Source organism: Rhizorhabdus antheiae (assembly GCF_049889055.1).
Classification (GTDB): domain Bacteria; phylum Pseudomonadota; class Alphaproteobacteria; order Sphingomonadales; family Sphingomonadaceae; genus Rhizorhabdus.
The window spans coordinates 265,792-280,852 of sequence record NZ_JBLTWO010000003.1 but is presented as its reverse complement, the minus strand read 5'-3'; the positions used below and the strand labels follow the sequence as shown (position 1 = coordinate 280,852).

The following is a 15,061-nucleotide window of genomic DNA, read 5'->3' as shown; positions in this document are numbered from 1 at the left end:
GACGGTGAATTACCGAGGCAGGCAGACAGAAGCGGCGCGAAGAGCGCTTCACGGTCGATTAGGAGAATCACCTAAAAATGCCTTCTTCCCCCATGGCGTTGATGGTTATACTAAAGTCTTACAAGCTTTTCTCCAGCTTCGTTCAAGCTGAGAGGGGAGGCGCAAGGGAGTGGATCGCCGGCTCCTTGTTCGGCGGTTTTGCGTATCGGGGACTGACGGTGCTTAACGGGCGGATTTTGGTGGCGGACGATCATCCGCTCATCCGGGAAGCCATCCAGCTTTCTATGAGCGCACGGCATGCGGGGATGGTCGTCGATACGGCCGGCTCGATCGCGGAAGCCGAGGAGCTGATCCAGCGTAACGGCCATTACCGGCTGCTGATCCTCGATTATGAACTGCCGGATTCCAACGGCTTCGGGGGCTTCTTCCGGCTGCAGCATCTGCTCGAACGCACGCCGATCGCGATCATCTCCTCACACGACGGCGAACAGATGGTGTCGACCGCGCAGGCGGTGGGCGCTTCGGCCTTCCTGTCGAAGCGGCTGCCGCTCGAACGTACGCTCGCTTCGATCGAGATGATCCTGAACGGCGGCCGCGTCTTCCCGCAGAGCAGCCCCGTGGAACCCGGCGTCGACGATCTCCGCAAGCGGTTCGAATCACTCTCGGGCGCGCAGCGCCGAGTGCTGCTGGCGCTCGCGAGCGGCGATCTGAACAAGCAGATCGCCGGCGATCTCGGTGTGTCCGAGGCCACGATCAAGGCCCATCTGTCAGCCATTTTCCGCAAATTGGGGGTTACCAACCGGACCCAGGCCATCCTGGCGATGCGGCCGCTGCTGCAGCCTGAATGACGCGGACCAAGGCGCGCCGTTCCGACCTCAAGCCCAGCTGGCTGTCGATCGCGCTGGTTGCGGCGATAGCGCCGCTGACCCTCGCAGGCTTCAGCCTGTGGGTAGAGCAGGAAGCACGTCACGACATTCACACGCGCTTGGCCATCTATGACGCGCAGTCGCATCAGCGCGAGCTGACCGAGCTGCTGTCGCTGCTCAAGGATGCCGAAACCGGGCAGCGCGGCTATCTGATCAGCGGTGATCGCGCCTTCCTGCAGCCCTATCTCGACGCGCGAACGCAGTTGCCGCGCCAGATCGAGGAGGTCCGCCGGCTGACCCGTTCGTCCCGCGACGCCGAAGACCTGACCACGCTGGCCCAGTTGAGCGCGGCGAAGCTCGATGAACTGCAACGATTGATCGCGTTGCGCGACAGCTCGGGTTTGTCCGCCGCCACCCAGGCGCTCCGCACTGGCGAAGGCAGGCTGTTGATGGACCGGATTCGCAGCCTCGTCGACACGATGACGCGGCGGACAACCGCGAACCTGGCGCAGGAAATGGCCAGCGAGGAACGTCGCTATGACGAAATTCGCGTGCAGGTTTTCGCATCGATCCTGATCAGCGCCCTGCTCGCCGCCAGCGTCGGTGTGTGGATCGGGCGGGACCGGCGGATGCGCCACCTGCTCTACCGCGAGCGCGCCGACATTGCCGCGCGCCAGCGGGCGATCTTCGAAAGCGCCACCGACGCGATCATCCTGATCAACCCCAGCGGCAGCATCGAAACGATCAATCCCGCAGCCGAACGCATGTTCCTCTACAATGCGGCCGAATTGCTGCGCCGGGACATCGCCACGCTGATCGATATCGCTCCCGGCGAAGGCTCCTTCCTGTCACGGCTGGGGATGCGCGATGGACGGCTGACAAAGACCGAGCTGATAGATGTCACCGGACGGACGAGCGCCGGCGAAGCGATCGCCCTCGACGTCGTGCTCGGGACGATGGAACTGCCGGACGGGGTCCACATCGTCGCCGCGCTGCGCGACGCGACGAGCCGCAAGGAGGTCGACCAGCTCAAGGACGACTTCATCTCGACCGTCAGCCACGAACTGCGCACCCCGCTGACCTCGATCGTCGGCTCATTGGGCCTGTTGCGCAGCGGAGCGGCAGGCGCCCTGCCCGAAGATGCGCAGCGCCTGGCGCAGATCGCCGAGACCAATAGTCAGCGGCTGATCCGCCTGATCAACGATATCCTCGACATAGACCAGATCCGCAAAGGACGGATGGCGTTCGACTATGCGGTCGTCGACCTGCGCGACGTCATGCAGAAGGCGGTCGAGACGATGCAGGGGCTCGCCCAGCGCAAGTCGGTCACGATCGACTGCGCCATCCCGCCACACCCGGTGATGGCCTGCGCCGATCAGGACCGGCTGGTGCAGGTGGCCGGAAACCTCCTTTCCAACGCGCTGAAATTCTCGCCCGAGGGCTCAGCCATCCGGTTCGAACTTTTCCCCGGCGAGGAGGATCATGTCGTCCAGGTGACCGACAATGGCCCGGGCATCGCGCCCGAATTCGCCGGATCGATCTTCAACCGCTTCGCCCGCGCCGATCGCCCCGCCAACCGCAAGGTGGGCGGCACGGGACTGGGCCTCGCCATCTCGCGGGAGATCGTGCGCAGCCATGGCGGGGACATCTCGTTCGAAAATCGGGCCGAGGGCGGTGCGATCTTCGCCTTCAGCATTCCCTGCGACACCGCGAGCCTGACCGAATCCGACAATGCCGTACGCCTGCTGGTGTGCGAGCAGGAACCAGAGCATGGGCGCTCGATCCAGTCGATGCTCAACGCCCAGGGCTATGCCAGCGACCTCGTGATGACGGTGCGCGACGGGATCGCTCATGCGCGGTCGCAGCCCTATGAGGCGGTGATCGTTAACCCCGCCATGGGCGAGGTGGAGGGTATCGACGCCGTGCGCCGCTTCAGCCTCGCGCGGAACCGGGCGAAGCAGCCGACGCCGATCATCGTCGTGAGCGATCGCGCCCCACCCACCGACGGGAGCGACCGGCTGCTGGCCGGCTGGCTCCAACGCCCGGTCGATCCGCGCACGATGGTGCAGATCGTCCAGCGCGCGCTCCGCCGGGCGGATCACCGCAAGGCCGTCATCCTCCACGTCGACGACGACGACGATACGCGCGAGCTGTTCTCGGCGGCGCTGGCCGGGCGCGGTCTGTTGCTCAATGCGACCAGCCTGCGGTCCGCCGACAAGATCCTGGCCGAGCGACTGCCCGACGCGATCGTCCTCGATCTCGGCCTGCCCGACGGCTCCGGCAAGCGGCTGCTGACCGACGTCAAACGCTGGAAGCGGCCGCTGCCGATCATCGTCTATTCCGCACAGGAAATCGACGAGGAGACGCGCCGGCTGGCCGATGCGGTGATCGTCAAGTCGCGGCGCGCATTGTCGCGCCTTGCCACGACCGTACTCGACATCGTCGATCGCCATGGAGGCCCGCAATGAGTGACCCCACGCGCATTCTCTATGTCGATGATGAGAGCGACATCCGCCTGATCGTGAAGATGGCGTTGAAGCTCGATCCGAGTTTCGACGTGCGCACCGCCGAATCCGGGGACGCCGCGCTCAAGCTGCTCACGGCAGACGCGTGGCGCCCCGATCTCGCGATGATCGACGTCATGATGCCGGGCATGAGCGGCCCGGATTTGCTGAAGACCCTGCGCGCCGATGCGCGCACCGCCTCGATCCCGGTGGTGTTCGTCACCGCTCGCGCGCGGCCCGAAGATGTAGACGAGTATCTCGCAGCGGGGGCTGTGGGGGTCATCACAAAACCTTTCGACCCGCTTCAACTCGCCCCGCAGGTCAGGGAAATGCTGAGCGACTGAGCCTCATACGGCAGAAAATTGCACATTTCCGCCAAAGCGCGGGAAAAAGCGCGCGCTCCTTCGCAGCCCCCGCATGGAGTTTGCATTTTCCGTAACAATCGCAACCATGTCTTGAGACTGTTCGGATAGGGGACCATATCCGGGAGAGTTTTCCCGTTCGTGATCTGGCCGAGACCAGACGCGGCGAGCAGGAGCGGACCAGATGGACATCGAAGCGGCTGATCTTTCCAAGTCGGACAGCCAGGATTTCCCCGCAATCTTCACCAAGGCCCTGACAAGCGGCGCCCTGCCCGGTGAACTGGCCGGCATGGACGAAGCCCAACTGGAGGCCGCCGCCCGCTTTCTTGCGGACGTGGCACACAAGCGCCAGCCGGGCCACCCCGCGATCACGGTCCAGAGCGTCGGTGGGACGAGCGACGGCCGCCGCCTGATGCGGATCGCCATCGTCAACGACGACATGCCCTTTCTGGTGGACTCGGTTTCGGCCGCCATGGCGCACCACAATATAGAGGTCCGCCGGCTGCTCCACCCTGTGGCGGCAGTACGGCGCGACGAGGATGGCGTGCTGACCGCACTGCTTGCCAAAGCAAGCGTCGGAGAACGTCGTGAATCCTTCATCTATCTCGAAGCCGACCGCGTCGACGCCCGCGAGCGGCAGGCGCTCGCGCAGACGATCGCATCGGTGCTGGCCGACGTGCGCGGTGCCGTGCGCGACTGGCAGGCGATGCAGGTCGCGATGCGTGACGACGCCGAGTTGCTCCCCGACGGCGAAGGCGCGGCGCTGCTGCGCTGGCTTCTCGACGGCAATCTGACCCTGCTGGGCCACCGCATCGAGGGAACGTCGGATGCCGCAGCGCCCCTCGGGATCATGCGTGTCGGTGCGCCTGAACTGTGGCGCAAGAATACCGCCAAGGCCGCGCTCGCCTGGTTCGAGGAAGGCGGCAGCGCTCCGCTGGTCCTGAAATCCGACTGCCGTTCGACCGTTCACCGTCGCGCGCCGCTCGACCTGATCGTCAGCCCGGTCCGCGAGGGCAAGACAATCAAGGGGCTGTCGGTCCACGCCGGCCTGTGGACGAGCGCTGCACTGCGCACCCCGGTGGACGAGATTCCCGTATTGCGCACGCGGCTCGCCGCGCTTGAAGAGAAGCTGGGCTTCGACCCGCGCGGGCATGCGGGCAAGGCGCTGCACCACGCCCTGTCGGAACTGCCGCCCGATCTCGTCCTGGCCCTCCCCGCCGATGCGCTCGAGCGGGTCGTGCTCAGCGCCATGTCGCTGGTCGATCGGCCGCGCCCGCGCCTCGAGCTGGTCCGCACCACGCTCGGCGAGCATCTCGTCGCCATCGTCTGGCTCCCCCGCGAGCTTCTGACCACCGGCAGCCGCACCGCTATTGCCGATATGCTGGGGGAAGCCACGGGCGCGACGCTGGCCAACTGGTCCCTGCAGCTGGGCGAAGGCGACATCGCGCAAATCCGCTACATGTTCGATTTGCCCCCGCATGCCGCAGTGCCCGACAGCGAGCCGCTCGACCGTCGCCTGACCGAAATGCTGCGCGGCTGGGAGCCGGCGGTCGAAGCGCAGCTGGCGGAGATGGAGCCGGCCACCCGGGCGGCGCGTCTGGCGATCGACTATGCGGCAGCCTTCCCCGGCACTTATCGCACCCATTCGACCCCGGGCGAAGCCGCGATCGATATCCTCCGCATGAACGCCCTGCCCGACGGACAGGCACGCGGTTGCCGCCTGTATCGCAAGGAGCGTGACCCGGACGGGCGCCTCCGGCTCAAGATCTACCGCAAGGGGGCATTGATCCCTCTGTCCGAAGCCGTGCCGGTGCTGGAGAATTTCGGCTTCCGGGTGCTGGAGGAGATACCGACCCCGCTCAACGGCGGCGAAATCGGTTATATCCACGACTTCCTGCTGGATGTCGCCAATCCGGAGGGGATCGCACAACTTCTCGAGAACGCGGCCATTGCCGAGGGCGCAATCGCAGCGACGCTCGAGGGGCGCGCCGAGAATGACCTGTTCAACGAACTGATCGTGACGGTGGGCCTGCAGCCCGAAGAGACGGTGCTGTTCCGGGCCTGGTTCCGCTATCTGCGCCAGACCGGCTTCTCCTATGGCCTCGCCACTGCGGTCGAGGCGCTGAAGAAGGCCCCCGGCGTCGCGCGCGACATCATCGCCTATTTCCGTGCGCTGCATCAGCCGGGGCAGCGCGACGACAAGCGCGCCGAGGCGCTGCACGCGGCGATCGAAACGGGATTGAAGCAGGTCAGCGCGATCGATGACGACCGCATGCTCCGTCGCTTCCGCGCGGTGGTGCGCGCAACCCTGCGGACCAACGCCTTCTCACCCGCTGCCAAGGAAGCGCTGGCGTTCAAGATCGATTCAAGCGGCATACCCGGACTGCCCGCGCCGGTTCCGTGGCGGGAAATCTGGGTCTACAGCCCGCGCGTCGAGGGCATACATCTGCGCGGCGGGCCGATCGCGCGCGGCGGGTTGCGCTGGTCCGACCGGCGCGACGATTTCCGCACCGAGATTCTCGGCCTGATGAAGGCGCAGGTCGTCAAGAATGCCGTCATCGTGCCGACCGGTGCGAAGGGTGGTTTCTATGCCAAGCAGTTGCCCGCGCCGTCCGATCGCGATGCCTGGCTCGCCGAGGGCACCGAAAGCTATCGTATCTTCATCCGCTCGCTGCTGTCGGTCACCGACAATATCGTGGACGGCAAGGTGGTCCACCCGGCCAAGGTCGTGGTCCGTGATGGCGAGGATCCCTATTTCGTCGTCGCCGCCGACAAGGGCACGGCAACCTTCTCCGACGTCGCCAATGCGATCGCGGTCGAACGCGGCTTCTGGCTGGGCGACGCTTTCGCCAGCGGCGGCAGCCATGGCTACGACCACAAGGCGATGGGCATCACCGCGCGCGGCGCCTGGGTGTCGGTGCAGCGTCACTTCGCGGAGATGGGCGTCGACGTCCAGAAGGACCCCATCCGCGTCGTCGGCTGCGGGGACATGTCGGGCGACGTATTCGGCAATGGCATGCTGCTGTCGGAAACGATCCGGCTGATCGCAGCCTTCGACCATCGCCACATCTTTCTCGATCCCGATCCCGACGCGGCGCGCTCTTTTGCGGAACGCCAGCGCCTGTTCGCCCTGCCCCGCTCAAGCTGGATGGACTATGACGCCAAGCTGATCTCAAAGGGCGGCGGCATCTTCCCGCGCGACCAGAAGGAGATTCCGATCTCGGCCCAAATCAAGGCCGCGCTCGACATCCAGGACGACGTGCTCGACCCGTCCGCGCTGATCGCAGCGATCCTGAAGAGCCCGGTCGATCTTCTCTGGTTCGGCGGAATCGGCACCTATGTGAAGGCGCGCTCCGAAACCAATGCCGAAGTCGGCGACCGCTCGAACGAGGCACACCGCGTCAACGGCGGGGAGGTGCGTGCGCGCGTCGTCGGCGAAGGCGCGAACCTTGGCGTCACCCAGGCTGGGCGCATCGAGTTCGCGCTCAAGGGCGGCCGGATCAACACCGACTTCATCGACAATTCAGCCGGCGTCGACTGCTCGGACAATGAGGTGAACATCAAGATCGCGCTCAACCGCGAGATGAACGAAGGCCGGCTGCCGTTCGACAAGCGCAACGCGCTGCTCGGGCGCATGACCGACGACGTCTCCCGGATCGTGCTCGAGGATAATCGCCTGCAGACGCTGGCGCTGTCGCTGGCCGAGCGCGGCGGGGCGGACGCCCTGCCGTCGCAGCTGCGCGTGATCGAAATCCTCGAGGATGCCGGGCGCATCAACCGCGCCGTCGACGGGCTCGACGGCAACGACATGCTCCTGCGCCGCGTCCAGGATGGACAGGGGCTGACCCGGTCAGAACTGGCAATCCTGCTGTCGCATGGCAAGCTGGCGCTGCAGGACGCGATCGAGAACAGCGACGCCACCGCCGATCCGGCGCTGGAGCCCTTGCTGCTGGCGAGCTTCCCCGAGGCGATGCGCAAGACGTTCGCCGACGCGATTCGCGAGCATCGCCTGCGCCCGCAGATATTGGCGACGAAGATGTCGAACCGCGTAATCAACCGGCTGGGCATCGTCGCGCCGTTCGAGATTGCCGAGGAGGAAGGCGTCGCGCTGGCGCAGGTCGCGACCGCCTATTTCACCGCCGACGCGCTGTTCGGGCTGGAGGCGATCTTCGCAAGCATCGAGACCGTCGAGGTCGAGGAGCAATTGCGCCTGACCCTGTTGACCACCCTCGCCGATTCCGCCCGTTCGCACGTCGCCGACCTGCTGCGCAGCGTCGCGCCGGGGACCGATATCGGGGCCGTCGTCGAGATGTTGCAGCCGGGACTGCAGCGCCTCGATGCGTCGCGCGGCGAATTGCTGAAGGCTGAAGCCCGGCAGCAGTCCGATCAGCTCCGCCAGCGGATCGACGCCGACCGGGTCGATCCCGCCGTCATCGACGGGCTGATGCGCGTCGCCGAGATGGATGGCGCGATCGGTACTGCCGCGCTCGCAAGCACATTGTCCGCCGACGAGGTCGAGGTCACCCGCGCTTATGTGCTGCTCGGCGAGCAGCTGGGGCTCGATTGGGCCAAGGTGGCGGCCGCGCGCTTCCGCAGCGCCGATCCCTGGGAACGCCTGCTGGTCGCCGGCCTGACGCGCGAGTTCGGCCAGATCCGGCTGGACTTCCTGTCGCGCCACGGCCGCCGTGGGCCGGCCGAAGCCGTCACGCAATGGATCGCCACGCATGGCGACCGCGTCGAGCAGTTCCGCAGGACGATTGCCCGGGCGCGCGTTGCGGCAGCCCCCAGCGCGGCGATGCTGGCCCAGCTCGCCACCCAGACTCGCGCGCTGCTCGCTCGCTGATGTCAGACGCCGGCGTGCGATGCCGGCGATTGGCTGAAATGCAGGACGCTTGCGCCTTCCCCCGCCGGTCCTTACGGTTTGGCGGATAGTTGCGGAGCGTAGCCCCGACATTGTCCTGCAAGCAGAGAGCGCATTGACCGGTTTCAATCTGATCCTGCTGATACCGGCGGCCCTGGCGGTCCTTCTGTTCGCTTTCATCACCTTTGCCGTGCTGCGCCGCACGCACGGGTCCGGGCTCGAGCCGCCCGATCCGCGCCCTGCCGCCATCGAAGGCAAGCCCGCCTCTCGCCGCCCCGACATCGCGCCCGCCGAGCCTCTGCTGGACAGGGAGGCCTTTCGCTCCTGGCGGTTAGCCGAACGCCTGCTTGCCAATCCGGACTCGGCCGGCGGGCCCCTGTATCGGCTGCGCTTCACCGCGACCGCCACCGACACCTCGTGGCGTGCCGGAGCGGTCGCCCGTGTCTATTGCGGGCCGCCCGCCGCCCTCGATGATCCGGAGACTTCCGCCGGTGCGCCTGTCGGCTGCTACATGATCGGCTCGCTGCCCGATGATGGGATGCTCGAACTGGTGGTGCGGCTGGTGCCGGTCCTGGCCGCTCAAGGGGGCCAAAGATCGCGCTGGCTATGCGAGACGATCCAGCCGGGCGACGAGGTTCGGATCGCCATCAGCGACAATAGCGACTTGCTGCCCCCACCGGCGGACATCCCGCTGATCCTTATCGGCAACGCGACCGGAATTGCCGGCCTCCACGCCCAGATCAAGGCTCGCCCGGCGGGTTCGCGCAACTGGCTGATCTTCGGCGATCGCAACAGTGCCGACGATCAGGTGCTGGCAGCGGAAATCACCCAATGGGTATCGGTCGGCCATCTCGAACGCTGCGATCTCGTCTTCCCCGGCGACGGCGAGGAGCAGCGGCTCGTCACCGACCAGATCGAGGATGCGCGGATGACCGTGATCGACTGGGCACTGGCCGGATGTGCCATCTATGTCTGCGGCAGCCGCTTGATGGGCGACGACGTTCACGCGACGCTGACGGCGATCCTGGGTGGAGACGTACTCGATGCCATGGCCGAAGCCGGGCTGTATCGACAGTCGGTCTATTGAACGGCCCCGCATCGGACCGCCCTCCCCGATATGATCAGAACTGCGCGATGATCGCGTCAGCGAACCGGCGCATGTCGTCCAGCTTGTCCTGCAGCGGCTGGCTGTCCTCCTCGACCGCATAGAGATTGCGGAAGGCCACCGCGAGGTCGGTCACGCCGAGGTCGGCATAGCGCTTGATCATATCGAGCGATATATTGCCCATGTCGGTCGCAAAGACCTTGTGCGGTGCGGAGGTCCGGCCCGCCTGCTCTCGGAAGGCGTGATATTTCTCGATCAGCGGGATCAGAGCGTCGATGCCGCCGCCCGCATACATCCAGCCGTCATTTCTTGCCGCGCGCTTCAGCGCCGCATCGCTATGCCCGCCGATCAGCACGTCGATCGGTTTGCTCGGCACCGGGTTCAGCTTGATCGGCGGCAGATCATAATGCTGGCCGTGAAATTCGAAATAGCCGCCTGCGGTAAGGCCCCGGAAGATGGCGATGCACTCGTCGAACCGCTCGCCACGCTTCTCCCATGGCACGCCCATCACCGCATAGTCCTCCGGCCATACGCTCAGCCCTGCACCGAGGCTGAAGCGGTTGCGCGTGACCGCTGCGATGGAGGAGGCGAGCTTGGCCGAATAGACCGGAGGGCGGACCGGCAGCTTCAGCACATTGGTGGTGAAGTGCAGCGTCTGGGTCGCAGCACCCATTGCGGTCGCGGCGACGAAGGACTCGAGGAAGGGCTTGTTCTCCAGAAACTCGCGTCCGCCATCCGAGGTATAGGCATAAGCGGTGTCCGAAGCCTTGGGATAGATCAGGCTGTCGGGGATGACGAAGCCGAAATAGCCGGCCGCCTCGGCCGCCTGGGCCAGCGGAATATAATATTCCGGATTGGTCATGGACTCGGCAAAATGGAAACGCATCCGATCGCTCTCCCGCTGGCTCGACGGCGCTATGCGACCTGTCGGCCTTTTCCCTTTACGCGTTTGTCGAGAGCCTCTGCGGGATAGTCAAGACCGGGCTCGGGGCATTGCCGGTGATGGTCGATGAAACGCAGGCGGCGGGATCAGTCAGCGATGCGGGCCGTCGCTCGCCGGAACAGCCAGACCCTGATGGCGCTGGCGAGATTGGGCAGGTCGTCGTCCTGGACCCGTTCGGCGTCGATGCGCGCGACCAGGGCATTGAGCGGCAGCGCATCGTCCTTTGCCGCTGCAAGCAGCGCGTCCCAGAAGATCGGCTCCAGCGTGATCGAGGTGGCGTGCCCGGCGATGTTCACCGAACGCTTGACCGGGCCCGCCACCGTCGGTCGATCAATACATATGCTGGCCACCGTTGATCGACAGCGTCGATCCGGTGACGAAGCCGGCCTCCTCGGCGCAGAGGAAGGCCACGCCGCGCGCGATTTCCTCGGCATGGCCGAGACGGCCGACAGGAATCTTGTTGACGATCTTCGCGAGCACGTCCTGCGGCACCGCCGCGACCATGTCGGTATCGATATAGCCGGGGGCGATCGCGTTCACGGTCACGCCCGACTTGGCACCTTCCTGCGCCAGCGCCTTGGTGAAGCCGTGGATGCCGGACTTGGCGGCGGCATAGTTGACCTGCCCATATTGCCCGGCCTGGCCGTTGATCGAGCCGATGTTGACGATACGGCCCCAGCCGCGGGCGCGCATGCCGGGGAAGGTCGCCTTGGCCATGTTGAAGCAACCGCCCAGATTGGTGTCCATAACCTCCTTCCAATCCTGGTAGGTCATCTTGAGCAGAGTGCCGTCGCGGGTGATGCCGGCATTGTTGACGACGATGTCGACCGGGCCGAGCTCGGCCTCGATCTGCTCGACGCCGCGATGGCAGGCGTCGAAGTCGGCAACGTCCCACTTGTAGCTCTTGATCCCTGTCCGCTCGGTAAAGGCACGGGCGCGCTCGTCATTGCCGGCATAATTTGCCGCGACGACGGCGCCTGAATCCCTGAGCGCGAGGCTGATCGCTTCGCCGATGCCCCTGGTTCCTCCGGTAACGATCGCAACACGCGCCATATATCTTCTCCCAACAGATTCGCGACCGATGCTAGAGGGTGAAGATGACGAGCGGAAGCGCGCAAAGACAAGAAAATTAACCCCTTTCAGGGGTAAATCAAATTGTCGACTACGATAGCCACCCGAGCAGTTCATTACGCACGAGGCGTTCGAGCATCGCCATTCCGACCGGCGTGTCGTTCAGGCAGGGCAGATAGGCGAAGCGCTGGCCACCCGCTGCCTCGAACTGCTCCTTGCCCCGAATGGCGAGTTCCTCGAGCGTCTCCAGACAATCCGCCGAAAAGCCCGGAGCGATCAGGGCGATCCTGCGCTTGCCATCCTTGGCCAGGCGCTCGAGCATGTCCTCGGTCGACGGCTCCAGCCATTTGCCGCCTCCGAAACGCGACTGGAACGACACGGTCAGCTCGCGGCCCAGCGCATCGCCGAGAAGGCGCGCCGTCTTCCGGCACTGGCAATGATAGGGATCGCCGAGGTGCAGCGTCCGCTCCGGCATGCCGTGAAAGGTCGCCAGGATGGCGTCGGGTTCGAAATCGAGCGCGGCTATGCTTTCCCGCGCCGAGGCGGCCAGCGCCTCGATATGCACGGGCTGATCGTAATAGGGCGGCAGCGTCCGCATCGCGGGTTGCCAGCGCATCGCGGCGAGCGCTTCGAACGCCTTGTCGGCAACGCTCCCCGTAGTGGCCCCGCTATATTGCGGATAGAGCGGCGCGAGCAATATTCGGTCGCAGCCTTGCGCCTTCATGGCGTCGAGGCGCGACGCGATCGATGGGCTGCCGTAGCGCATCGCGTAATCGACCAGCACCCCGTCTCCCAATCTCTCGGCAAGCGCCGCAGCCTGAAGACGGGTGATCGACGCGAGCGGCGAGCCGTCCTCGGTCCACACCTGCGCATAGGCATGCGCCGACTTACGCGGCCGGACGTTGAGCACGATCCCGCGCAGAATCGGTTGCCACAGCAAAGGCGGTATCTCCACCACCCGGCGGTCCGACAGAAACTCGGCCAGATAGCGCTTGACCGCCGCCGGCGTCGGCGCGTCGGGCGTTCCCAGATTGACGAGAAGGACACCGACGCGGCGGGGCGGCACGGGGGGATGGTCTGCGGGAAGATGGCTCATGCGTCGGACAGACTCAATGGAAGGTGGCGGAGGCGCTTGCCGGTGGCAGCGAAAACGGCGTTGGCGATGGCGGGCGCAACCGGAGGCACGGCGACCTCGCCGGCACCCCCGACGCGCTCTTCGGACGGAAGGATCTCGACCCGCATCTCGGGCATGGTGGCGAGGGTCGGCAGATTCAGTCCGTCGAAATTCTGTGCCGTAACCATGGCTTCCGCCAATGAGATCGGCGCGCCGAAGGCATTGGCCAGTCCCCATGTTGCACCGCCCTCCAACTGCTGGCGGACGATATCGGGATGGATCACCTTACCCACATCGGCGACGATGGTCAGGCTGGTGACGCGGATGTCGCGCCCCTCGGCGCGGACCTCGGCCATGACCGCAACATGACTTCCGAAGCAGCTGTGGAGCGCGAAACCCTGGCCGGTTCCGGCCTCTCCGCCCTGCCAGCCGCCGAGCGCGGCAGCGGTCTGCAGGCAGCGGGCGAGACGGGGCTGCTTCGTCAGGGCCTGCATGCGGAAGGAGAGCGGATCGAGCCCGGCCGACAGCGCGAGTTCGTCGACGAAGCTTTCGGTGAAGAAGGCGGTGTAGCTGTTGGCGACCGACCGCCAGGCGCCGGTTCCGACACCGATGTCGACCGGCGCATGTTCGACCGCCAGCGCCGCGATCGAATAGACCGGCACGGCGCCTTCGACCGCGCCCTGATCCGGATCGAAGGAACTGGCGCGCGGCTTGCCGCCGAGACGGTCCATCATCTCCATATTGGACGAAGGCGCCGCGATGGTCGCCGACCAGCCGGCAATCGACGCCGCAGGCCCCAGCTTGGCACGCAACCGGCCAAGCGCGGGCGGACGGAAGCGGCTGTGCTGGATATCCTCACGCCGGGGCCAGACAAGTTGCACCGGCTTGCGCAGTTTCGACGCGATGATCGCAGCCTCGACCGCTGCATCGACCTCGATCTTCCGACCGAAGCCACCGCCGACGAGCGTCGGATAGACGGTCACGCTGGCCTCGTCGCGGCCGAGCGCCTTGGCCACGGCGGTACGGGTGAAGGGCAGCGATTGGGTCGGCGCCCACACTTCCACGCCGCTGTCGCCGACCCGCGCCGTCGCGGTCAGCGTCTCCAGAGGCGCCTGCGGGAGCATCGGCACCGAATAGGTGGCGGTCACCACCCCCGCGCCGGTCAGGACGTCATCGGGCTTTTCACGCTCGGTGAAGCGCTTGCGCTCCTTCCCGTCGAGCGCCGCGGCGAGCGCCTTGCGGATCGAGGCGTCGTCGGGCTTCGGCCCGGCAGACTCCCATTCTATCGCGAGCGCCTGGAGCCCACGGTCCGCCGCCCACCAGTTGTTCGCGACCACCGCGACCCAGCCCGGATTGGTGAGCACCGCCGACACGCCGGGAACCGCATCGGCATCGCCGGTGACCATCTTCGCCGGCCGCGTGGCGCCGTAAGGCCCATGCGCGATCGAGGCGTAGAGCATGCCGGGCAAGCGGATGTCCGCCCCCATCTGCGCACTGCCGTCGACCTTCGAGGGCAGGTCGAGCCGGGGAACGTCCTTGCCGACCAGCGTCCGTTCGTCCGGCTCGCGCAGCCGCAGTTCCTTCGGCGGTTCGAGCAGTGCTGCCGCTGCGGCGAGTTCGCCGAAGCGCAGCCGGTCATTGCCGCGCACGACGAAGCCGGCTTCGGTATCGCAGGCCTTCCAGTCGATCTTCCACCGCTCGGCGGCCGCCTTGCACAAAAGGCTGCGCGCCGCCGCCCCTGCCTCGCGCAGGCGCGGCTCGAAACTGCGGATCGACGAGGATCCTGCGGTCATCGTCAGATTGGCGCGCATCGCGATCTCGCGCGCGGCGAAACCCGTCACGCCATGCAGCCAGCCCGGCAAAATGTGCTCCATCCCCTCACGAACCGCACCGATATTGGCGTAGATCGGATTGATCGGGGCAGGCTCGACCGCCACGGTGCGCCAATCGGCGCCGAGTTCGTCGGCCAGGATCTGCGGCAGCGCCGTGTAGACGCCCTGCCCCATTTCGGCCTGAGGCACGACGACCGTCACGCGGCCGTCGGCGCCGATCTTGAGAAAGGCATCGAAGATCGTCTCGCCGGGTGCCGCGCTAAGATTGGGCGCATAGTTGCGCGGCCAGATCGCCCAGCCGACCACCAGCCCCGCCGCGACGCCCCCGCCGATCAGAAGCTTCCGGCGGGTTATCCCCGGTCGCGCTTTCACCGCTTCGCCTTCGCGGTCCATCCTTCCATGC

Annotated in this window: 10 protein-coding genes; 5 read left to right on the top strand and 5 right to left on the bottom strand. The window is 66.2% G+C overall.

Going from position 1 to position 15,061, the window contains the following annotated elements; all coding sequences use genetic code 11:
- The first annotated feature begins 218 nt into the window (after nt 1-218).
- From ACNI3R_RS08830 to ACNI3R_RS08810, 5 genes are all read left to right on the top strand, one after another.
- Complete coding sequence (locus tag ACNI3R_RS08830) at nt 219-848, top strand: response regulator transcription factor (RefSeq protein ID WP_426182134.1); 630 nt, start codon at nt 219-221, stop codon at nt 846-848.
- The gene (locus ACNI3R_RS08825) at nt 845-3,334 is read left to right on the top strand and encodes a CHASE3 domain-containing protein (protein ID WP_426182131.1); all 2,490 of its coding nucleotides are present in this window, start codon (nt 845-847) and stop codon (nt 3,332-3,334) included. The genes ACNI3R_RS08830 and ACNI3R_RS08825 overlap by 4 nt, the downstream gene beginning before the upstream one ends.
- A complete protein-coding gene (locus tag ACNI3R_RS08820; RefSeq protein ID WP_426182128.1) occupies nt 3,331-3,714 on the top strand; it encodes a response regulator in 384 nt (127 codons plus the stop codon). The genes ACNI3R_RS08825 and ACNI3R_RS08820 overlap by 4 nt, the downstream gene beginning before the upstream one ends.
- A 202-nt stretch (nt 3,715-3,916) precedes the next feature.
- A complete protein-coding gene (locus ACNI3R_RS08815) occupies nt 3,917-8,575 on the top strand; it encodes an NAD-glutamate dehydrogenase (protein WP_426182125.1) in 4,659 nt (1,552 codons plus the stop codon).
- 133 nt (nt 8,576-8,708) lie between these two features.
- The gene (locus tag ACNI3R_RS08810; protein ID WP_426182122.1) at nt 8,709-9,680 is read left to right on the top strand and encodes a ferredoxin reductase domain-containing protein; all 972 of its coding nucleotides are present in this window, start codon (nt 8,709-8,711) and stop codon (nt 9,678-9,680) included.
- Between the two features lie 34 nt (nt 9,681-9,714).
- Here ACNI3R_RS08810 and ACNI3R_RS08805 read toward each other — a convergent pair whose 3' ends face one another.
- From ACNI3R_RS08805 to ACNI3R_RS08785, 5 genes are all read right to left on the bottom strand, one after another.
- Complete coding sequence (locus ACNI3R_RS08805; RefSeq protein WP_426182119.1) at nt 9,715-10,584, bottom strand: LLM class flavin-dependent oxidoreductase; 870 nt, start codon at nt 10,582-10,584, stop codon at nt 9,715-9,717.
- A 143-nt stretch (nt 10,585-10,727) separates the two neighbouring features.
- Nucleotides 10,728-10,961 (bottom strand): ribbon-helix-helix domain-containing protein, encoded by a 234-nt coding sequence (locus tag ACNI3R_RS08800; protein WP_426182116.1) that lies wholly within the window; start codon nt 10,959-10,961, stop codon nt 10,728-10,730.
- 10 nt (nt 10,962-10,971) lie between these two features.
- Nucleotides 10,972-11,694, bottom strand: coding sequence for an acetoacetyl-CoA reductase (gene phbB, locus ACNI3R_RS08795; protein ID WP_426182113.1), 723 nt, complete (start codon nt 11,692-11,694; stop codon nt 10,972-10,974).
- Between the two features lie 109 nt (nt 11,695-11,803).
- Complete coding sequence (hemH, locus tag ACNI3R_RS08790) at nt 11,804-12,808, bottom strand: ferrochelatase (protein WP_426182110.1); 1,005 nt, start codon at nt 12,806-12,808, stop codon at nt 11,804-11,806.
- Nucleotides 12,805-15,051, bottom strand: coding sequence for a xanthine dehydrogenase family protein molybdopterin-binding subunit (locus tag ACNI3R_RS08785; RefSeq protein ID WP_426182107.1), 2,247 nt, complete (start codon nt 15,049-15,051; stop codon nt 12,805-12,807). The genes hemH and ACNI3R_RS08785 overlap by 4 nt, the downstream gene beginning before the upstream one ends.
- Between the last annotated feature and the right edge of the window lie 10 nt (nt 15,052-15,061).

What these genes read in the sequence shown, in the direction of transcription:
- ACNI3R_RS08825 (WP_426182131.1), top strand. Translation starts at nt 845, where the DNA reads ATGACGCGGACCAAGGCGCGCCGTTCCGACCTCAAGCCCAGCTGGCTG.
- ACNI3R_RS08820 (WP_426182128.1), top strand. Translation starts at nt 3,331, where the DNA reads ATGAGTGACCCCACGCGCATTCTCTATGTCGATGATGAGAGCGACATC.
- ACNI3R_RS08815 (WP_426182125.1), top strand. Translation starts at nt 3,917, where the DNA reads ATGGACATCGAAGCGGCTGATCTTTCCAAGTCGGACAGCCAGGATTTC.
- ACNI3R_RS08805 (WP_426182119.1), bottom strand. Translation starts at nt 10,584, where the DNA reads ATGCGTTTCCATTTTGCCGAGTCCATGACCAATCCGGAATATTATATT.
- phbB (WP_426182113.1), bottom strand. Translation starts at nt 11,694, where the DNA reads ATGGCGCGTGTTGCGATCGTTACCGGAGGAACCAGGGGCATCGGCGAA.
- hemH (WP_426182110.1), bottom strand. Translation starts at nt 12,808, where the DNA reads ATGAGCCATCTTCCCGCAGACCATCCCCCCGTGCCGCCCCGCCGCGTC.
- ACNI3R_RS08785 (WP_426182107.1), bottom strand. Translation starts at nt 15,051, where the DNA reads ATGGACCGCGAAGGCGAAGCGGTGAAAGCGCGACCGGGGATAACCCGC.